Annotated in this window: 15 protein-coding genes and 5 pseudogenes; 9 read left to right on the top strand and 11 right to left on the bottom strand. The window is 62.6% G+C overall.

Annotation, left to right across the window (positions count from 1 at the left end; genetic code table 11):
- Positions 1-66 precede the first annotated feature (66 nt).
- The 4 genes and pseudogenes from ACWTU8_RS30120 to traC form a co-directional block, all read right to left on the bottom strand.
- A complete protein-coding gene (locus ACWTU8_RS30120; RefSeq protein ID WP_455851001.1) occupies positions 67-1,143 on the bottom strand; it encodes a hypothetical protein in 1,077 nt (358 codons plus the stop codon).
- 152 nt (positions 1,144-1,295) lie between these two features.
- Positions 1,296-3,205: pseudogene (gene traG, locus ACWTU8_RS30115) on the bottom strand (Ti-type conjugative transfer system protein TraG).
- Positions 3,192-3,407 carry a conjugal transfer protein TraD gene (traD, locus tag ACWTU8_RS30110; RefSeq protein WP_455851000.1) on the bottom strand — a complete coding sequence of 72 codons (216 nt, stop codon included), beginning with the start codon at positions 3,405-3,407 and terminating at the stop codon, positions 3,192-3,194. The pseudogene traG and the gene traD overlap by 14 nt, the downstream one beginning before the upstream one ends.
- A gap of 4 nt (positions 3,408-3,411) precedes the next feature.
- Positions 3,412-3,675, bottom strand: a complete 264-nt coding sequence (gene traC / locus ACWTU8_RS30105) for a conjugal transfer protein TraC (protein WP_455850999.1) — start codon at positions 3,673-3,675, stop codon at positions 3,412-3,414.
- A gap of 227 nt (positions 3,676-3,902) precedes the next feature.
- On the opposite strand from traC, the pseudogene traA reads away from it, so the two are divergent.
- The 3 genes and pseudogenes from traA to ACWTU8_RS30090 all read left to right on the top strand — a co-directional run bounded on the left by traA (position 3,903) and on the right by ACWTU8_RS30090 (position 8,915).
- A pseudogene (gene traA / locus ACWTU8_RS30100) lies at positions 3,903-7,241 on the top strand (Ti-type conjugative transfer relaxase TraA).
- Complete coding sequence (gene traF, locus ACWTU8_RS30095) at positions 7,241-7,768, top strand: conjugative transfer signal peptidase TraF (RefSeq protein ID WP_455851023.1); 528 nt, start codon at positions 7,241-7,243, stop codon at positions 7,766-7,768. The pseudogene traA and the gene traF overlap by 1 nt, the downstream one beginning before the upstream one ends.
- Before the next feature lies 1 nt (position 7,769).
- Complete coding sequence (locus ACWTU8_RS30090) at positions 7,770-8,915, top strand: conjugal transfer protein TraB (RefSeq protein ID WP_455850998.1); 1,146 nt, start codon at positions 7,770-7,772, stop codon at positions 8,913-8,915.
- A 564-nt stretch (positions 8,916-9,479) separates the two neighbouring features.
- On the opposite strand, the gene ald is transcribed toward ACWTU8_RS30090, so the two are convergent.
- The 4 genes from ald to ACWTU8_RS30070 all read right to left on the bottom strand — a co-directional run bounded on the left by ald (position 9,480) and on the right by ACWTU8_RS30070 (position 14,204).
- Positions 9,480-10,595 carry an alanine dehydrogenase gene (gene ald / locus ACWTU8_RS30085; protein WP_455850997.1) on the bottom strand — a complete coding sequence of 372 codons (1,116 nt, stop codon included), beginning with the start codon at positions 10,593-10,595 and terminating at the stop codon, positions 9,480-9,482.
- Positions 10,596-10,634: 39 nt separating this feature from the next.
- On the bottom strand, positions 10,635-12,005 hold the full coding sequence (locus ACWTU8_RS30080; RefSeq protein WP_455850996.1) for an aminotransferase class III-fold pyridoxal phosphate-dependent enzyme: 1,371 nt from the start codon (positions 12,003-12,005) through the stop codon (positions 10,635-10,637).
- A gap of 20 nt (positions 12,006-12,025) precedes the next feature.
- Complete coding sequence (locus ACWTU8_RS30075) at positions 12,026-13,501, bottom strand: NAD-dependent succinate-semialdehyde dehydrogenase (RefSeq protein WP_455850995.1); 1,476 nt, start codon at positions 13,499-13,501, stop codon at positions 12,026-12,028.
- A 235-nt stretch (positions 13,502-13,736) separates the two neighbouring features.
- Positions 13,737-14,204, bottom strand: a complete 468-nt coding sequence (locus ACWTU8_RS30070; RefSeq protein WP_455850994.1) for an Lrp/AsnC family transcriptional regulator — start codon at positions 14,202-14,204, stop codon at positions 13,737-13,739.
- A 173-nt stretch (positions 14,205-14,377) separates the two neighbouring features.
- Here ACWTU8_RS30070 and ACWTU8_RS30065 point away from each other — a divergent pair, with 173 nt between their 5' ends.
- Both ACWTU8_RS30065 and ACWTU8_RS30060 read left to right on the top strand, forming a co-directional pair.
- On the top strand, positions 14,378-14,953 hold the full coding sequence (locus ACWTU8_RS30065; protein ID WP_455850993.1) for a lyase family protein: 576 nt from the start codon (positions 14,378-14,380) through the stop codon (positions 14,951-14,953).
- Positions 14,890-15,741 (top strand): lyase family protein, encoded by an 852-nt coding sequence (locus ACWTU8_RS30060; protein WP_455850992.1) that lies wholly within the window; start codon positions 14,890-14,892, stop codon positions 15,739-15,741. The genes ACWTU8_RS30065 and ACWTU8_RS30060 overlap by 64 nt, the downstream gene beginning before the upstream one ends.
- A gap of 47 nt (positions 15,742-15,788) precedes the next feature.
- On the opposite strand, the gene ACWTU8_RS30055 is transcribed toward ACWTU8_RS30060, so the two are convergent.
- Together ACWTU8_RS30055 and ACWTU8_RS30050 are read right to left on the bottom strand one after the other, a co-directional pair.
- Positions 15,789-16,253, bottom strand: a complete 465-nt coding sequence (locus ACWTU8_RS30055; RefSeq protein WP_455850991.1) for an IS5 family transposase — start codon at positions 16,251-16,253, stop codon at positions 15,789-15,791.
- A gap of 290 nt (positions 16,254-16,543) precedes the next feature.
- A pseudogene (locus tag ACWTU8_RS30050) lies at positions 16,544-16,757 on the bottom strand (IS91 family transposase); the annotation flags it as partial.
- Between ACWTU8_RS30050 and ACWTU8_RS30045 the strand changes: the two are divergent.
- Positions 16,757-17,032, top strand: a pseudogene (locus tag ACWTU8_RS30045) (transposase); the annotation flags it as partial. The pseudogenes ACWTU8_RS30050 and ACWTU8_RS30045 overlap by 1 nt on opposite strands.
- 4 nt (positions 17,033-17,036) lie before the next feature.
- Here the strand turns inward: ACWTU8_RS30045 and ACWTU8_RS30040 are convergent.
- Positions 17,037-17,532, bottom strand: a pseudogene (locus tag ACWTU8_RS30040) (IS91 family transposase); the annotation flags it as partial.
- Positions 17,533-17,880: 348 nt separating this feature from the next.
- Between ACWTU8_RS30040 and ACWTU8_RS30035 the strand changes: the two are divergent.
- Genes ACWTU8_RS30035 through ACWTU8_RS30025 form a run of 3 tightly spaced genes read left to right on the top strand, consistent with a single transcriptional unit; the run spans position 17,881 to position 19,693 of the window.
- Positions 17,881-18,933, top strand: coding sequence for a tyrosine-type recombinase/integrase (locus tag ACWTU8_RS30035; RefSeq protein WP_455850990.1), 1,053 nt, complete (start codon positions 17,881-17,883; stop codon positions 18,931-18,933).
- The gene (locus ACWTU8_RS30030) at positions 18,933-19,460 is read left to right on the top strand and encodes a tyrosine-type recombinase/integrase (RefSeq protein WP_455850989.1); all 528 of its coding nucleotides are present in this window, start codon (positions 18,933-18,935) and stop codon (positions 19,458-19,460) included. Before ACWTU8_RS30035 ends, ACWTU8_RS30030 begins: the two co-directional genes overlap by 1 nt.
- Positions 19,461-19,465: 5 nt before the next feature.
- Positions 19,466-19,693: a tyrosine-type recombinase/integrase gene (locus tag ACWTU8_RS30025; protein WP_455850988.1), complete on the top strand. Its 228-nt coding sequence runs from the start codon at positions 19,466-19,468 to the stop codon at positions 19,691-19,693.
- Positions 19,694-19,798: the final 105 nt, after the last annotated feature.

Genomic DNA, 19,798 nt, shown 5'->3' with positions numbered 1-19,798 from the left:
CCTGTGGAAGCGCCGTCCAACGCGTTTCCTGAATCGATGGCAGGTGATCGATTCATGAAATTGATGTCACTCAGGGACAGCGCCTGACTGCCTCGCTCGTTCGACAAGTTTGGCGTAGGTGGTGCCGTTGCCCGACGGGAAATGTCTGCACCATGCTGCCAGGAAGCGCTTCTCCCGCTCGAAATCCTTCTCCTTGCGCAACAGAACCGCGACCCTCATCGGATAGTGCGGCGCCGGAATCTCGCCCGTGATGAGGTAATGCCTGAAGGCGTCGCTCACCGTGTCGCATTGCCAGGCGAGATCCTGATCGGCGGTCTTCATGAAAGCCCGAAACGAGGCATCGTCCTGGTTCAAAAAGTCCGGCGCGCCAGAACCCTCGCCATAGGTGAGCCCCTCGTCCAGCATCTTCTGCGTTGCCGCGCGCGTCGCCTGCCGGCTCAGCCGCTCCCGCTTCTTGTCATCCATGATCGGTTCCCTGGCGAACAGGTCGATCAGGTCATCGATTTTTTCGGCCAGTTCCGGCGACAAGCGGCTGTCGGAGAGCAGCGGCTTTCGCGCCGGGCGTTGCGCCTGTCTGGCCTTGATCCTGCTGTCGATCTCTTCGGCAAGTCTTGCCAGCTTCTGCTTCTGCCGCTCGGCCAACGCGATCAGTTCGGACGACACACCGGCGCGATTATATTCGGCGATCTGCCAGTCAAGCTGCTTCAGGTGGCTTGCGACCTTGGCCTGCGGTTTCCGCAGCGCCGTGATGGCCAGTTCGGTGTTTGTCGAAAGGGAGCGCTCCATCTCAGCGATCAGCGATGCGCGGTCCCGAATGTGTTCTTCCCACCGTTCACGGCGATTCTCAGCGTACACTGCCGACAAAGGCTCGTGCCGTGACGGGCCTCCACGAAGATAGGCGAGCGCTTCCTCCTTTGCGGCGCCTTCGCTGGCGTAGGCTTCCGAGAAGTAGGGCTCCTCATTGTCTTCGACATCCGCGATGCAGAATTTCCAGCCACGATCCTGCGGGAAGACCGTGACGCGCGTCGATCCTTCGACCATCGTCGGATTGTCGTTCTCGGAAACGGTCCAGCCGTTGCGGGTCGAAGATCTTGCCGCTTCGTTCGATTTCGATCCGCCGAACAGCCATCTGAAGAATGCCATTGTCGTCTCCCCCTGTGCCGCCATTGTCGACACATCGCGACAGCTGGCAAGCATAGCGTGATCGCGCGGCCGCTCTCAGCCGCGCTCGGTCGGACATTCTTCCTGGGGCGGGAATCAACCTTTCCGTCGCACCATTGTTTTGGTCACTCGGTTCAGTGGAACCGGTTCTTGCCTACGACCGATTTCATGTCCTCGCGCCGGAACCAGATCGCGCGTCCGCACCTCAGCGGCGGGTTGCCCGCGGTGAAGACGATCTGCTCGTCACCGCGCATGCGCAGCACTTCCTCCGGCAGGATCAGCGGCCGTCCCGCCAACTGCTTCGAGCGCGTCCGCGACGATCCCGACATCTGCGAGGTCCGGCTGAGCTGATCGACCTCCACGGTCGTGTTGCCGCATCGCCGCGAGATGTAGTCGGCGGTTTCCGGATCGTTGATTGCCGCAAACGACACCCAGGACGCGCTCTCGAACCATTTCGATGTGGCGTCGCGGCCGCCATAGGTTTCGCGCATCTGGCCGATCGACTGGAAGAGCCAGAGCAGGCTGATCCCGTATTTGCGGCCGGCGTCCCGCGCCGTCTCTCGAGAATACGCAGATAGCCAAGCCGCGCCACCTCATCGAGCAGGAACAGCGTCCTGTCCTTCGTCTCCCCATTCCGATTGTAGATCGCATTCAGCAATGCGCCGATGATGGTGCGCGCCAGCCCCGGATGGGCCTCAAGTGTATTGAGGTCGAGATTGACGAAGATGTCGGTGTTTCCATTTGCGAGATCGTCGGTCGAGAAGCTCGAGCCGGACACGAGTGCGGCATAGTTCGGATAGCTCAGCCAGTGGGTTTCCTTGATCGCATTTGCATAGACGCCGGAGAATGTTTCCGGCGTCATGTTGACGAAGGCGGCGACGTTCTCGCGCACGAATTCGGATTCGGAATTGTCGTGGATCGTCTGCAGCCGCTCGCGCAGTTTCGGTTCCGGCTCGGAGAGGTTCATGCGCACCTGGCGCAGCGTCTGCTTTTCTTTTTCCGTATGGCCGGAGAGGCAGACATCGGCGATCAGCGCGGTGATCAACTGAAGGGCGGCAGCGCGGAAGAAGTCGTCCCGCATTGAAACCTGCCGTCCAGTATCCGTCACGACCCAGCTCGCCACGGCAACGATTTCCTCCTCCTTCGTGCCACCGTAGCGGCCGATCCAGTCGAGCACGTTGAAACCGACGGAGGCATCCTTCGGGCTCAGCACGAAGACGTCGCGCCCTGCCTTGCGCCGGTGTTCAATGACCATGGGTGCGACTTCGTTGGATGGATCGAGCGCGACCAGCCCGCCGCCCCATTTCAGCGCTGTTGGCACCGTGACCGACGTCGTCTTGAACCCGCCCGACCCGGCAAAGACCAGGCCGTGCGTCGAGCCGAAGGAGGCGTCGAAGCACAGCAGCGGCGACCTGCCGCCGGCGCCCCAGGACTGCTTGTCATCGGCACGAAACGTGTGGCTCGCGACACTGTCCTTGTCGACGTGATAGGCTTCGCCGACGACGATGCCGCCGTCTTCGCCCAACATGCGTTTGGCCTCGGCGAGCGACATCCAGTCCGCCGACCCGTGGATCGCACGTTTGCCTGTCAGCCGGCGCGGCCTCGTGGCGGCGAAGGCGGCATTGCCGCGCAATGCGACACGCAGCGCGAACATGCCGGCGAAGAAGCAGAACATCGCGCCGATGCCGGTCGAAGGATCGGCATATTCGATCAGCCGGTGACCGTCCGGAACGGCCTCAGCGAAGCTTCCGAGGCGCGTGATCTCGCGCATTCCCGCAATGGCGATCACGCCGCTCGCACCGATCAGAACACCGATACCAGCTGACTTGATGGCGATGGCGCCGCGCGCGGCGAAGAGGAAGATAACCCCGATGGCTGCGGCGGCCGCACTGGGCACGGCCAGGCCGATCCGCCCGAGCGCCTGCTGCGCCTCGGGCGAATTGCCGAACGGTGCCAACCACGTTTCGCAGCCGGTGAGTCCAATACACACTGCGATCATCAAGCCGACCGGTGCAGTCAGGAAAAGAACCCTAGTTGCTGTCATCGGAAAACGCCTTCTCGCCGATGACCATCAGTCGGTTTCGCTCAGTCTCATCGGTCTTGATCCGGCTGGCGCCGTCGATCAGCAGTCCGAGCAGGAGCGCGCGTTTCTCGTAGCGCAGGCCTGCCTTTGCGATGAGCCCGCCGAGCTGGATCTTCTCTCGTGTATCTTGTCTGCGCGCTTCTGATCGGCTCGCCTGTCGCATGCGCTCAAGCCTCGCTATTGCCGCCCGAAGACGCGCCAGCCGGGTTTTGCGCGGGCGGAGACTTCCGGGTCGCGTTGCTTCCGCCGCGAAACCGTTTCGCCAGCTCCTCGAAGGCCGACAGCAGCTTGGTCTCGTCGGTTTCGATTTCGCCAAGGCCAGCTTTCAATGCGAGCCTGCCAATCCGTTCCGCCTCGCGCGCTTCTGCGGCCTTGAGCTGCTCTTGCAGCCTGGCGATCTCCTGTTTGATCGTCGACGATGGCTTCTTCATTCCGTCTGCTCCCGGTTCTCGCGAATGTCCGTAAGGCATGAGCAGAATCGCCCGGGTGCGCGTGGAGCGCATCCCGGCAGAAATGCCGGGTCGGCGAAGCCGACGCTTTGGGTGATGATCCCAGCGTTCCGAGGAATGCGTCCAAGGGCGCAGTAATACGTCGCCGACGCGACGTGGCTCGCTCGGCGGCCCTCCTGGAGTGGGCCGCCTTCCTGAAAGGAACAAGGATGGACTTGTTCTCAGGAGCCTGCCGCGCCGTGGCGATCACGCATTTCACACCTCAGCTTATTTCGCGCGGAAATGGCCGCAGCGCGGTGCTGTCGGCCGCTTATCGCCACTGCGCGAAAATGAGCCACGAGGCCGAGGCGCGAACCGTCGACTATTCCAACAAGAAGAACCGCCCATGAGGAGTTCCTGCTGCGCCCGATGCCCCGAAATGGGCGCGTGATATGGTAGCGGAGTGTTCTGTCGCCGGCGCCGCTGAGGCCTTCTGGAACAGGGTCGAGGCGTTCGAGAAGCGCAGCGACGCGCAGCTTGCGAAAGAATTCATCATCGCGCTGCCTGTCGAGTTGAGCCGCGAGCAGAACGTCGCGCTCGTCCGGCAGTTCGTCTCAGAACAGGTGCTTGCCCGCGGCCAGGTCGCCGACTGGGTCTTCCACGACGATCCCGGTAACCCGCACATCCATCTGATGACCACGCTGCGCCCGCTGACCGAAGACGGGTTCGGGTCCAAGAAGGTCGCCGTGATCGGCCCGGACGGGCAACCGGTACGGACCAAGACCGGAAAGATCCAGTACAGGCTCTGGTCCGGAGAGAAGGTCGAATTCCTCGTACAACGGCAGCGATGGCTCGATCTCCGGAACCATCACCTGGCCATGGCCGGACTGGAAATCCGTGTCGATGGCCGGTCCTATGCCGAGCGCGGCATCGACATCGAGCCGACCACCCATATCGGTGTCGGTGCCAAGGCGCTGCAGCGCAAGGCCGAGACCGCGGCGAGCGCCATCGATCTCGAACGGCTGGCGCTTCATGAGGCGCAACGGCAAAAGAACGCCGCGCGCGTCGAGGCTCGGCCCGAGCTGGTGCTCGACATTCTCACCTCCGAAAAGAGCGTCTTCGATCAGCGTGACATCGCCAAGGTGCTGCATCGCTATGTCGATGATCCGGAGACTTTCCAGCGGCTCTTGACCCGCATCACGGAAAGTCCGGAATGCCTGAAGCTTGCCGATGAAACCATCGATTTCGCAACAGGCGCACGTGTTCCGGCCCGGCTGACGACACGGGCGATGATCAGGCTCGAGGCCGAGATGGTTGCCCGCGCGAACCGGCTGTCGGAAAGCAGCGGGTTTGCGGTCCGGGCGAAGGTTCTGGAAACCGTCTTCGGACGCCACGAGCGGCTGGCGGAAGAACAGCGTGCGGCCATCGAGCATGTGGCGGGCGCGGAACGGATCGCAACCGTGGTCGTCCGGGCAGGGGCCGGCAAGACCACGATGATGAAGGCTGCCCGCGAAGCCTGGGAATTGGCCGGCTACACCGTCGTCGGCGGCGCGCTTGCAGGCAAGGCCGCCGAGGGTCTCGAGAAGGAAGCGGGTATTCCCTCGCGGACATTGGCGTCCTGGGAGCTCGGCTGGCAGCAGGGCCGCCGACATGTCGATCAGAAAACGGTTTTCGTTCTCGATGAAGCGGGCATGGTTTCGTCACGGCAGATGGCGAGTTTCGTCGAAGCGGTTACGAAGGCCGGCGCCAAACTGGTCCTGGTCGGTGACGCCGAGCAGCTGCAGCCGATCGAGGCGGGAGCAGCCTTTCGGGCGATCGTCGAGCGCACCGGTTATGCCGAACTCGAAACCATCTATCGTCAGAAGGAAGCCTGGATGCGTGCCGCATCCCTCGATCTGGCGCGTGGCCGGGTGGCGGAAGCGCTTTCCTCCTATCGTGCGAAGGGCCGATTGATCGCGCAGCCGCTGAAGGCCGATGCGGTCGAAACCCTCATTGCCGACTGGAACCGCGACTACGATCCGGTAAAGGCGACATTGATCCTCGCGCATCTGCGCCGCGACGTGCGCAAGCTCAACACGATGGCCCGGGAAAAGCTTGTCGAGCGCGGGCTGATCGAGACCGGCCATGTCTTCACAACCGAGGACGGTGAGCGGCGGTTCGCCGCCGGCGATCAGATCGTCTTCCTGAAAAACGAAGGCTCGCTCGGCGTCAAGAACGGCATGATCGGCAAGGTCGTCGAAGCCGCACCGGGTCGTATCGTTGCGACCATCGGGGACGGGGAGGGTGCGCAGCGGGTCGTGGTCGACCAGCGCTTCTACCGCAACCTGGATCACGGCTACGCCACGACGATCCACAAGTCACAGGGCACCACAGTCGACCGGGTGAAGGTGCTCGCCTCCCTCTCGCTCGACCGGCATCTGACCTACGTCGCTATGACCCGTCACCGGGAGGACATGACACTCTATTATGGCAGCCGGTCCTTCCACCTCGCCGGTGGGCTGGAGAAGCTTCTTTCCCGAAAGAACGCCAAGGAAGTGACGCTCGATTATGCAGGCGGCCGCTTCTATGCCCAGGCGCTGCGCTTCGCCAACAATCGCGGTCTCCATCTCGTTCGTGTCGCGCGAACCCTGATGCGCGACAGGGTTCAGTGGACCATCCGCCAGAAACGGAAACTCATCGATCTGGGGCTCCGGCTTCGGGCCGCCGGAGAGCGGTTCGGTCTCCTCGATCGCCCGCTTCAGCAATTTCCCCAGTCAGTCAGAAAGGCCGAGCCGATGGTCAAGGGCATATCCGGTTTCACCGTGTCGGTGACCGATGCCGCCGACCAAAAGCTGCAAACCGATCCGGTCCTGCAAAAGCAGTGGGACAATTTCTCGGATCGCATTCGGCTCGTCTACGCGGATCCCGAATCCGCCTTCAAGGCCATGCGACTGGAGGCGGTTGTCGAAGACCCGAATGTCGCCCGTGAGCGCCTCGGCGAAATCGAACGGAACGCGGCAAGCTTCGGGGCGCTGAAGGGTCGCGATGGATTGTTGGCTAGCCGGGCGGACCGCGAAGACCGGCGCGTCGCGCAGGTGAATATCCCCGCGCTCCGCCGTGATCTCGAGCGCTATCTCGACATGCGGCAGAGGGCGACAGCGAAAAACAGGCAGGAAGAGGAAGGACACCGAAAGCGGACCTCGATCGATATCCCGTCCCTGTCGCCGGCGGCAGCGCGCGCCATGGAAAAGGTCCGTGACGCCATCGATCGCAACGACCTGCCCGCGGCGCTCGGATTTGCGCTCGCCGACCGCGTGATCAAGGCCGAACTCGACACGTTCAACAGGGCGGTTTCGGAGCGGTTCGGGGAGCGGACGCTTCTCGGAAATGGAGCCAAGGATCCATCGGGTTCGACCTTCGACAAGGCGGCCCAGGGCATGTCTCCGTCCGAGCGCGAAAAGCTGAAATCCGCCTGGCCGGTGATGCGGGCCGGCCAGCAGGTCGCCGCACACGAACGCACGCAAACCGCGTTGAAGGAAAGTGAGGCCCTGCGCCAGACACAACGGCAAAGTCAGGGGCTGAAGCAGTGATCAAGCGCCGGCGCATTGCAATCGTGGCAGCTCTCGTCTGTCTTCCGGTCGTTCTGTTCGGCGCGGGATGTGCAGCCGGTTTCCTGGTGAACTTCACGCCGAGCTACCCGCTCGGTCTCTGGCGGATCGATTCGCTCGATCGCGAGGTTCAAGTCGGCGATCGCATCTTCATTTGTCCGCCGCTGACCGACACGTTCCGGCAAGCGCGCGAGCGCGGATATCTACGCCGCGGCTTATGTCCCGGATGGTTCAGTCCCCTGATCAAGACGGTCGTGGCGCTGCCGGGGCAGGCAATTGAGATCGGGCATTCCGTCGTGATCGACGGGCACACGCTGCCGAATTCTGAACTCCGGCCAATAGATGGGTCGGGGCGGCCGCTCACACCATTCGGCGGCGGCGCCGTACCTGACGGAACGCTGTTTCTTCATTCAGATTACTGGGGGTCATATGACTCACGATATTTCGGGCCGGTCCCGGCCAAGGGTGTCCTCGGGCTGGCGACGCCCATCCTTACCTTCGACCCGTGAAATGTCCTTTGCCGTTGCCCTGATCGCCGGCGCGGCCGTCGTGGGTGCTGTTGCCTGGAGCGGCCAGGTGCTCACACTGCCGGTCGCCTGCCTGTACCCGGCGCTCTGGGCATGGTCGCCATCGCGGGCGGTTTCCGCGCTGGTCGCGATGGCGTATTTCCTGGCGGCCTCGCGTGACCTGCCCATCGGTGTGTCGATCTTCTACGAAACCGACATGTGGCTCGGGATCGGGCCCTGGCTTTCCGCATCGCTTCTGTTCGTCTTCGTTCACACCATGTTTTGGTCGTCGAGCCCCGGATTGCGCAGAGCACTGCGCTATGCCGTTGCTTGGATCCTGATGAGCGTCCCGCCATTCGGGATCATCGGATGGGCAAGCCCGATCACCGCCGCCGGCGTTCTGTTTCGAGGTTGGGGCTGGATGGGTTTGGGTGTGACCGCACTGGGTCTGTCGGTCATGACCACAAGGGCGTGGCTGGTCCCGACGCTTGTGTTTGGCTTGGCCTTCGCGGTTTCTGCCGCAACTTGGACCCCGCCAAGAGCGCCAGATGGGTGGGTTGGGATCGATACGAATTTCCACTATGAAAATCGAGATCAGTACGCTGACTACGAGCAGCAGTTGGCAACGCTCTCGCTGGTCCGCCAGGCCGCACCATCAGGTGTCTCGACCATTGTGTTGACGGAAAGCGCCTTCGGCATCTGGACACCTACGACAGAGCGTTTCTGGGCCGAAGGCCTCCAGGGCGTGGACGCAATAGTGCTGGGCGGTGCGATCGTCATCAACGAGGCGGGCTACGACAATGTCGTTGTGGAGGTGTCGGGGGAGGGGACTCGAATCGTCTATCGGCAGCGAATGCCTGTGCCTGTTTCGATGTGGCAGCCGTGGGCGCGGGCTGGAGCGAGAGCGCATTTCTTTGAGGGTCCAATTGCCGAGGTTGCAGGAACTCGGATCGCGCCGCTGATCTGTCATGAGCAGCTGTTCGTCTGGCCCGTGGTGGAGGCGATGGTCTTCGAACATGACGCTGTCGTTGCGATTGGCAATGGTTGGTGGACGGGGGACAGCAGCATCGTCGCGATACAGAAAGCGAGCGCGGAGGCATGGGCGTTGCTCTTCGGGACGCGGGTTAGCAGCGCGTTCAATCGACAATGACTGTTGCATTCGACAGCACTGGCGACTGCAGGCTTTGGGTAGCGGCCCAAATTACTGGAGAAAGATGGTCGGCGACAGTCATAGCTGCTACGCGCATTCCGTATGGACGCGCGCTTTAGGTCGGTCGAAGAGCAGCCAATTCGTGCCCGGCAACCTGCCGTCAGTTCGCCAAGAGAGCTTCAAATCGTCAGTGCTTTGTCTACCTCGCAATGCTATTACTGCCCCGCTTTTGCGACTTCGTGGAGTAGATCCGAACTCCTGGGAGGTAGTGACAGTTTCATGGATCGCGGCCCCGGTGAGCGGACGGTGTGAGCCTGTCGAAAAATGCCTGGCATCATGAATTAAAAAAGAAACGTCCTGCCGGCGGGGAGGAACAGCGCCGGCAGGACGGGCCGCCATGCGCCCTGACTGCTTGGGAAGGGCATGCGGCGTGGGGCATCGAGTTTCGATTTGGGTCGCTCCGGATCGATGCATTGCCGGAGCGTGGTCTTGTCCCAGGAGACACGCTGCCAGGCGTTCATCGCCCTCGCAGCCATCTCCATCCTTGGATCCCGTCAACTGCCCTCAGGCGGCGACCTGCTCGGCAGGCTTGTAGGCATAGCCGAGATAGTCGGCGACGGCCTTGTAGGTAATCTCACCGAAGGCGACGTTTAGCCCGTTGCGTAGGTTGGCGTCATCGGCAAGGGCTTGCTTCCAGCCTTTGTCGGCGATCGCAATGGCATGAGCCAGTGTCGCGTTGTTGAGCGCGTAGGTCGACGTGCGGGCAACGCCGCCCGGCATGTTGGCGACGCAGTAGTGCACCACGCCGTCGATCACGTAGGTCGGCTCGGCATGCGTGGTCGCCTTCGAGGTCTCGAAGCAGCCGCCCTGGTCGATCGCAACATCGACGATCACCGCGCCCGGCTGCATGGTGGCGAGCATCTCGCGGGTGACGAGCTTGGGGGCGGCCGCACCCGGAATGAGCACCGCGCCGATCACCAGATCGGCTTCCGCGACGAGCGCCTCGAGCGCTGCCTTGGTCGAATAGACGACCTTGGCCGAGGCCTCGAAATGGTTCGACAAGCGCTCCAGCTGTGCCGGGTTGCGATCGAGGATGGTAACGTCCGCATGCATGCCGACGGCCATCTGCGCGGCATTGAACCCGACGACGCCGCCGCCGATCACCACGACCTTGGCCGGGGCGACACCGGGCACGCCGCCAAGCAGCATGCCGCGGCCGCCGCGCGAGTTTTCCAGCGCAGCGGCGCCGGCCTGGATCGACATACGCCCCGCGACCTGGCTCATCGGCTTCAGGAGCGGCAGACCGCCGGCATTGTCGGTAACGGTCTCATAGGCAATGCAAACAGCCCCGCTTTCGACCAGGTCGTTCGTCTGCTCAGGGTCCGGCGCGAGATGCAGATAGGTATAGAGGATCTGCCCCTCGCGCAGCATCTTGCGCTCGGCGGCCTGCAGTTCCTTCACCTTGACGATCATGTCGACCGTGGCGAAGATCTCCGCCGCTGTCGGCTGGATGCGCGCGCCGGCTGCCACATAGGCCTCGTCGGCGGCACCGATGCCGGCGCCGGCATTGGATTCGACGGCAACATCGTGGCCGCGCGAGACCAGTTCGGCGACGCTTTCCGGCGTCAGGCCGACCCGGTATTCGTGGTTCTTGATTTCTTTGGGGACACCAATTTTCATTTCGTTCTCGCCTTATCGATGCGTGTAGGTTGCTCGGCCTCAGCCGAGAACCTCTGTGAGGGCGTCCTTGAGCTTGCCGGCAATCTCGTCGGCTTCTTCGCTTGTCAGGCAGAAGGGCGGAGCAAAGCCCAAGATGTCGCCCTGCGGCATGGCACGGCTGATGATGCCGCGCTTCAAAAGCGCTGCATTGACCTTGGCGCCGATGGTTTTCGCCGGATCGAAGTAAACCCGGTCCCCCTTGTCCTCGACGAATTCGACGGCGCAGAGCAGCCCGTCGCCGCGCACGTCGCCGACATTGGTGTGGGACCCGACGGCGTCGGAAAGCGCCTTCTTCAGATAGGCGCCGACTTGGCGGGCGTTATCGACGAGGTTCAACCGGTCGATGAGTTCTAGATTGGCGACGCCGGCGGCCGCACCGATTGGATGGGCCGAATAGGTCCAGCCGTGACCGATCGCACCGAACTCGTCCGTGCCCTGCTCAAGCACCTTCCAGACCTTGTCGGAGACGATCGACCCGGAAAGCGGCGCATAGGCCGAGGTCAGTCCCTTGGCGATGGTGATGATGTCCGCCTTGATGCCATAGTGTTCGGAACCGAACATGGTGCCGAGGCGGCCAAAGCCGGTCACGACCTCGTCGGCAATGAGCAGAATGTCATGCTTGACGAGGACAGCCTGGATCGCCTGCCAGTAACCCGCGGGCGGCGGCACCAGACCGCCGGTGCCGAGCGCCGGCTCGCCGATGAAGGCGGCGATCGTATCGGCGCCTTCGCGCTCGATCAGGCCTTGCAGCTCAGCGGCGCAATGGGCGACGAATTCTTCCTCGCTCTGCGCCAGATTTTCCCGGCGGAAATAATAGGGGGCTTCGGTATGGATCACCTGGGCCAGCGGCAAATCGAACTTCTTGTGGAAGAGTTCCAGGCCGGTCAGCGAGCCGGTCATGAGACCTGAGCCGTGGTAACCTCGCCAGCGCGAGACGATCTTCTTCTTTTCCGGCCGACCGAGAACGTTGTTGTAGTACCAGACAAGCTTGATGTTGGTCTCGTTTGCATCCGAACCGCCGAGCCCGAAATAGACCTTCGACATGTGATCCGGCGCCCGGTCGAGGATCATCTTTGCTAGCTTGATCGAGGCTTCGGTGCCGTGTCCGACATAGGCATGGTAGTAGGCCAGAGTACGGGCCTGTTCCGATATGGCGTCCGCAATCTCCTCACGCCCATAGCCGACATTGACGCAGTAAAGTCCGGAAAAGGCATCCAGCAGGCGGTTGCCGTCACGGTCGAGGATGTGGCAGCCCTTGCCGCCGGTGACGATCCGCTGCGGCGCCTCGCCGCGGGCGAACTGGGCCAGATGGGTCGAGGGATGGAAGAAGCTCTCACGGTCCCATTGTTGGAGGTGGTCGTTGTGCAACATCTCATCGATCCTTTCTTGCCTCACGCCCAGTCGCGGCAGACGTATTTGACTTCCATGAACTCCTCCATTCCGCGGCGGGCGCCCTCGCGGCCGAGACCGGACTGCTTGGTTCCTCCGAATGGGATGGGGGCGCCGGTGACCTTGGTGCGGTTGACCGCGACCATGCCGTATTGCAGGGCGCGGGTAAGGCGGTAGATCTGACGCGGATCCTGGCTGTGGACATAGGCGATCAGCCCATATTCGGTGTCATTGGACCGCGCGACGACTTCCTTCTCGGTGTCGAACGGCATGATTGCGGCGACCGGCCCGAACGTCTCTTCGCTGACGATCAGTGCGTCGTCCGGCACATCGGTCAGCACGGTGGGCTCATAGAACAGCGGGCCCGACGCATGCCGTTTGCCGCCGCAAGCGAGCTTGGCACCCTTGGCAATAGCATCGGCGACATGCTCTTCCTGCTTGGCGACCGCCTTTTCGTTCATCAGTGGACCGATGTCCGGGTCGTCCATGCCCCGACCCACGGTCAGCGCCCTGGTTGCGGAGATGAACTTATCGCAGAAGGCGTCATAGATCGGACGCTCGACAAAGATACGGTTGGCGCCGAGGCAGTCCTGGCCGGAAGTGGCGAACTTGGCCCTGATGCTCTCGGCGACGGCATGATCGAGGTCCACGCCGTCGAACACGATCACCGGCGCATGGCCGCCAAGTTCCATCACCAGCTTTTTGATCGTGCGGGCACAGTCCCGGTAGAGGATCCGCCCGACCTCGGTCGAGCCGGTGAACGAAAGGGCCCGTACGCGCGAATCCGCGGTCCAGGGCGGAACCACGGTGGAGGCTCGACCCGTGACCACGTTGAACACGCCGGCCGGAACGCCCGCACGTTCGGCGAGTTCGGCGAGTGCCAGCGCCGAGAAAGGGGTTTCGTGAGAGGGATGTGCCACCACCGTGCAGCCTGCCGCGAGCGCGGCCGCAGCCTTGCGTGTCAGCATGGCGGACGGGAAATTCCAGGGCGTGATCAGTGCGACGACGCCGACCGGCTCGAGCCAAAGCTCGACCTCGGCATTATGCAAGTGGCTGGTGACACCCTCGATGTTGGGGCGTTTGGCTTCTTCGGCATAGAACTCGACGAAGCTCGCCGCATAGCCGATCTCACCGCGCGCCTCGGAGATCGGCTTACCTTGTTCGGCGACCATGATGCGGGCGAGGTCTTCCTTGGCCCCAATGATCAAGTCGAACCAGCGGTGGAGGATCGCCGCGCGGTGCTGCGGGAGGAGGGCAGACCAGAGGGCGAAGGCCTCCTGCGCCGCCTCCACTGCGGACGCACTTTCCGCCGCGCCGAGCGACGCAACCGAGCCGATTTCAGAGCCACTTGCGGGATCGAAGACGCGAAGGGAGGCGCCGTCCCCGGCGCCCCGCCATTTGCCGTTGATGTAGGAGTCCGAACGGCAAAGACCCGCGTCGGTCACGTCAAAGGGTGCCAGCAAGATAGTGTCGTGCATGCAAAAACCCATTGGCTACGGCGGCGCCGTCAGAGCAGCACCGCGCGTTCGGAGCTCAATGGGCGATCTTAAGTACCCGTAGGTTTCCCCCGCGGCGTAGTTTTGCGACTACACGCAGGATTTCTACCATCTTTGCTTAGTTTGGCCGAATTCCTGCGGACGCGGTATTTTCCGAGTTCAATGCACCGCGAAAGCGTTCGGGAAGTCCGCTCGCGTGTGGACTCGGGTGTGCCGCTTAGTCAATGTCAATCGGCAGCTCGAACCCGGCCTTGACGCGATCCATGACCACCATTGTCTTAAAACCCTTAATGTTGGGGTTCTCATAGAAAAAACTTCGCGTGAACTCCTCGTAACTTTCCATGTTCTCGGCGGTCACGACGAGCAAGAAATCTGCGTCGCCCGTGACGTAGTAGCTTGTCATTACTTCACGGCTTTCGCGGACTGCCTTCTTGAACTGGTCAATAATGTCATGGCGTTCCCGTTCGAGCGAGACCATGACGATCATCGCGATGGGCCGGCCAACTGCCTTTGGAGAAATGATCGAAACGTCCCTCTCGATCACCCGCTCCTGGCGCAGTCGCTTGAGGCGGCGCTGGCAGGCAGTGGGAGAGAGGTTCGCAATCGCCGCCAGCTCTTCCGAGGTCAGGCGATTATTACGTTGTACCGCCTTAAGGATGGCGGCGTCTGCGTGATCGAGCTTCATTCCGCGGATCTTATGCGTGCTGTCCAAAACGATGCAGAAATCCTGCATAACTCAAAGGAAATGGGCAGTCAACAGCATCGTCGGCGCTGTAGCTTCAACAACTAAACAAACTCAACATCCGCTGTAGGGGCGGAGTGAATCCGGCCCCAAGATGAGCGCCTGAATACCGCCGTATGCGAAGATCCGCTGTGTATCCGGCGACGAATCTGACTGCGGCCACTGGAGACCACGATGAACGAGACCCCTTCAATGAACCTGCGCGTGGAAACCGACTCCCTCGGGACAGTCCACGTGCGGAGCGCTATTATGGCGCGCAGACCGCCCGTGCGGTCGCAAACTTCCCGATTTCCGGCGTGCCGATTGCAAGGTTGCCACACCTTCTTCGGTCGCTGGCACAAGTAAAGATCGCCGCGGCGAAGGCTAATTGCGATGAAGGCGGTCTCGCGCCCGAGAAGCGCGACGCGATCATCGCGGCTTGTCGGGAGGTCATCGCCGGAGAGCATGACGCGGAGTTCCCGGTCGATGTTCTTCAAGGTGGTGCAGGAACCTCCACCAACATGAACATGAACGAGGTCATCGCCAACCGCGCCAGTGAGATTCTTGGTGGAGCATCGCGTCTTGTGCATGCGAATGATGAGGTTACCGCTCCCAATCGACAAATGACGCCTATGCGACGGCGGTCCGGTTGTCGGTCATTGCCGAGAGCCGGCGCCTGCAGGAGACCTTGGCCATCCTGGCCGGTGCCTTAACCGTTAAGCCAAAGGAATTTGCCGGAATCCAGAAGCTCGGCCGTACTCAGCTGCAGGACGCGGTGTCGATGACATTGGGCCAGGAGTTCGGTGCATTCGCCTCCACACTGCGCGAAGACTGCAAGCGCCACGCCGAACTCGAAAGCCTCTTCTGCGAGGTGAATCTTGGCGGCACGGCCATCGGAACCGGGGTTTCGGCCAGCGACTTCTACCGTGTCCGCGCCCTTGACTGTCTCGCTGAGATCACCGGGCTACCCTTGGTCCGGTCTCCCGATCTGATCGAGGCCAACTGGGACATGGGCGCGTATATGCTTAAAATGGGCATGATCAAGCGCAGTGCCGCGAAACTCTCGAAGATCGCCAACGATTTCCGGCTTCTATCGAGCGGTCCGAATGGCGGGATTGGTGAAATCGTGCTGCCGGCAATTCAGCCCGGCTCCTCGCTAATGCCGGGCAAGGTCAACCCAGTCGCGGCGGAGGCGCTTAATCAGGTCTGCTTCTATGTCTACGGCCTCGAATGCACCGTCGCCATGGCCGCCGAGGCGGGACAGTTGCAGCTCAACGCGATGGAGCCGGTGATTGTCTACAGCGTTCACAGGTCGGTGGATCTGCTTTCCAACGCCATCGACGCCTTTGCCCGGACCTGTGTCGCGGGCGTTGTTGCGAATGTGAAGCGATGCGAGGTCAATCTCGCTGCGAGCACTGCCTTCGCGACCGAGCTTGTCAGCACGATTGGCTACCGAGTCCGCAGCGAGGATTGTGAAAAGAAAGTTGAGTGGTTCCAATGATCAAGACGAACCAGCGCCGCTATCCGAATTCTTCCCTGCTCTTTAGGCTAGATCGTGTGGACAAACCTGATCCAGTGTCTGATCGTAGCGAGTTGAACGAAGCCGAGGAAGCTGGAAGCCAGCTTGTCGTATCGGGTTGAGATGCGGCGTGAGTGCTTGAGGCGATTGAAGAAGCGCTCGATGCGGTTGCGCAGCGCGTATTTGGCTTTGTCGACCTGGCACTGAACTCTGCGGTTCGACTTTGTCGAGATCACCGGGTCTGCGCCACGCCGTTCGAGATCGTTGCGAATGGCGTCACTGTCGTAGCCCTTGTCGGCCAGCATCGCGGCCGGATCGGGCGCCTCCTCCTGCATCAGATCCTCGTAGGCGGCCATGTCCGAGGCCTGGCCGGGCGTCAGGCAGAAGCCGATGGCAAGGCCCTGCGCATCCGTTCGGGTATGAATTTCTGTGAATCTGGCTTCTGTGAGGTCCGCGGGCACGGCGGAGCGGTCGGGCTGGCTATCGGACCTCATTGCAAGCCGGATTGAACGGAGCCGCGGGCAGGACTGGCGCTATGGGGATTGTAGCCCGGAGCGGAGGCCGGGATAGTCTTTGCCAGATTGATGAAGGGCTCTCGGGATGCGATGACGGCGAAGGACGTCACGATAGATGGCGGAATCGTGATGGCGGGTGCCGTCGGTCAGATTGCTGGGCCTCTCATGACCAGCCTGGCTGCTTCCGCCCTTGTGCGATGGGCCGAGAGTTGGCGTTCCGGCGCCCATGGCGACGGATGCGCATGGCGATGAGGACGCGCCGGGGGCGATCATGAGGTGTCGCTCCAAAAGGGCTCGGCGGCGTTTGTCCGCACCGCCAGATGGCGAGCGTGATCATCGGTCCTCCGCAACAGGGGCAGCGATCCGCGGCGGCGACGGCGACGCTTTCGGCATCCGGTTCGAGAGCGTCCTGCTGCGGGCTGGCCAGCAGCCTGCGGCACAGGTCGAGCTTGGCGGCTCGATGACCATTGGCAAGGAACATGCTCGCCGAAGTCCGTCGCCTCGAATGGGTCGTCTACGCCAAGCCACCCTTCGGCGGGCCGGAGCAGGTGCTGGCCTATCTCGGCCGCTACACCCATCGCGTCGCCATCGCCAACTCCCGGCTGATCAGCATGGACGACGATCGCGTCGCGTTCCGCTGGAGAGATTATCGTCATGGCGGCAGGACGAAGGTCATGACGCTCGACGCCCACGAGTTCATCCGCCGCTTCCTCCTGCACACACTACCCGACGGCTTCCGTCGCATCCGGCATTGCGGCTGCGGGCGAAGGCATCAGGCTTTGCCAGGTGGGCGAGATCGCCAAAGCAGCCCAGCCGGCCCGCATCATGGGCCGCTCGCAGTTCCTCCAGAAAGCGGCGGCGAAACAGGCGCGACAGCACGCGCACGGGCAAAAAAGAAGCTTGGCCTGCACGAGATCCAGCGTGTGCCGTCGGGCGAGACGCCGCCGCCCGGCACGATGCAATGCAGGTGGGGATGGTAGGTGAGCGTTTGGCCCCAGCTGTGTAGAACCGCGATGAGGCCGATCTCTGCGCCGAGATGCCTGGGATCGGCGGCGATCGTGCGTAGTGTCTCGGCGGCCGCCTTGAATAGGATCGTGTAGACCACCGCCTTGTTTTGGAAAGCGATCGCGGCGACCTCGGCCGGCAGCGTGAACACCACGTGGAAGTAGGCAACCGGAAGCAACTCGTCCTGACGCGCGGCGAGCCAGTCCCGGCAGGCCTGTCCCTGGCATTTGGGGCAGTGCCGGTTGCGACAGGTAATGGGCGACGCCCATTACCTGCCTTATGGGCAGATTCAGTAATGGGGAGCTGGCGCACTGACGTCGGCATTTTCGGTGAATTGTTGCGCTTTTTATCTCCATAACAGCGCGGTCCTGCGCCTCCGTCGACGCGGCCACAGATGGCCGGTCACAAACGGGGACGAACATGTTGGATATCTACTTCTCGGCACCGAAGATGCTGGGGCATTTGCGGAGCGGGCCAAGCGGACCATACTCTTGACGGTTTCGCAGCCGCGCTCGAGCGGCAGGGCTATAGCGCCGGCACGGCCGCGCGATATTTTCGGGCGGCAGCGCACCTCGGCCATGTCGTGGTTCGGCAAGGGGCAATGCCCGGCGACATTGATCTGGCGGTGTTCAGCGAGCACTTGCGCACTTGTCGATGTCCGCGCGCCATGGGAGGACGTCGCAACCACCACACCATTTTCGGCGCCAGGCTCTTTCGTCAGCACCTTGTCGAAATCGGCGTTTGCCAGTCCGCCGCTGCCGCATTGCAGCGTGCCGAGCCGTGCCTGGTGGCTCACTTCGAAGTGTGGCTGCGCAAGCACCGCGGGGCGTCCGATTCCACCATCAAGCTCTACGCCCGCGACGCCGCCCGCTTGATGGCGGTACTCGGGGACGATCCAGAGCGGTGGGAACCAGCCGCTATTCGCAGCTTTTTCCTGGACCGCGCGAGCCATTGCGGCAATGGAACCGTCGAGAAGTTGACGACCAGCCTGCGCGCGTTCTTGCGGTATCTCGCTGTCGAAGGCCGCTGCCGAGCAGGTCTCGCCGATGTCGTTCCTGGCTATGCCCATTGGCGGCTTGCCGACTTGCCGCGATATCTGGCGGCGGAGCAGGTGAACCGGCTGATCGCGGCATGCGATGGCGAAGTCGTTGCGCGCCGGCGTGATCGCGCGATCGTCCTGCTCTTGGTGCGCCTCGGGCTGCGGGCCGGCGACGTGGCGCAACTCCGCCTCGACGACATCGAGTGGGAGACGGGCTCGCTGCGGGTCTCGGGCAAGTCGCGCTACGAAGTGCGTCTGCCACTTCCGCAAGACGCCGGAAATGCGATCGCTATCTACCTCGCGTGCCGCCCTTCGACCTGCCCGAGCGACCACGTGTTCCTGCGCAATATCGCGCCGTTTCGACCGTTCCGGAACGGTGACGGCATCTCGTCGGTGGTGAAACGCCTCATGCAGCGGGCCGGCATCGTGGCGCCAGCCAAGAGGGCGCACGTCCTGCGACACACGGCGGCGACCGAGATGCTGCGCCATGGCGTTCCGCTCGAGAAGATCGGGTTGGTCCTGCGGCACCGAGGCATCGACACGACGGCCCATTACGCCAAGGCCGATGTCACGCTCCTGAAGCAAATCGCGCAGCCCTGGCCGGAGGTTCTCTGATGTTGAAGGCCATCGAGACTTATCTGGCGCTCCGCCGTGCCACTGGATTCGCGATGCTGAATGCGGGATACCTGCTCAGGAGCTTTGCCGCCTTTGCGATCGAGCGCGGGCAAACGCATGTCCTCACGCAAACCGCAATCGATTGGGCGGCGCGCGGACCGTCTGTCGCGCAACGCGATGCCCGACTAAAAGCCGTCTGCCGCTTTGTGCGTTATGTCCGGATTGAAGACGCTCGGCATGAGCTGCCGCCGGTTAATCACTTCGGCGCCCGCAAGACGCGGCGCTCGCCGCATATCTACTCAGCAGCGGAGATCGATCGCCTCATCAAGGCCGCCCTTCGGCTTCGACCCAAAGGCGGCTTGCGCTCGCGGACCTATGCGACATTGATCGCACTGCTCTCAGTCACCGGGTTGAGGATCTCCGAAGCGCTGAAGTTGACGGTCGCCGACGTGACGCGCGATGGCCTGCTGATCCGCGAGACCAAGTTCGGAAAACGCGCCTGGTGCCGCTGCACAACACAGCAGTAGCGGGCTTGAAGGGCTATCTGGCGCGTCGCCGGTCCTGTTCCGAGACTGATCCGGTGTTCGTTGACGCGCGTGGTCTGCCGCTGCGCTACATTGCGGTCAAAGAGACCTTCGACAGGCTGGTCGGCAGGGCTGGTGTCGTACCGGCGGCGAAGCGCCGCCCGCGTCTGCACGATCTGCGGCACACATTTGCGGTACGCGCGCTGCAAAGCACTCCGGCGGATCGAAGCCTATAGCGCGACAAACAAGGTGAGAGCGCAACGACAATCAAGATGAGAATGCCGCAGGCTTGGAACGCAGGGAGGGCGTAGCCCGACCGGCGTTTCAAGCCTGCGGCGGCG

The organism is Mesorhizobium sp. BHbdii (assembly GCF_053848045.1).
This window is presented reverse-complemented; position numbering and strand designations above follow the sequence as displayed.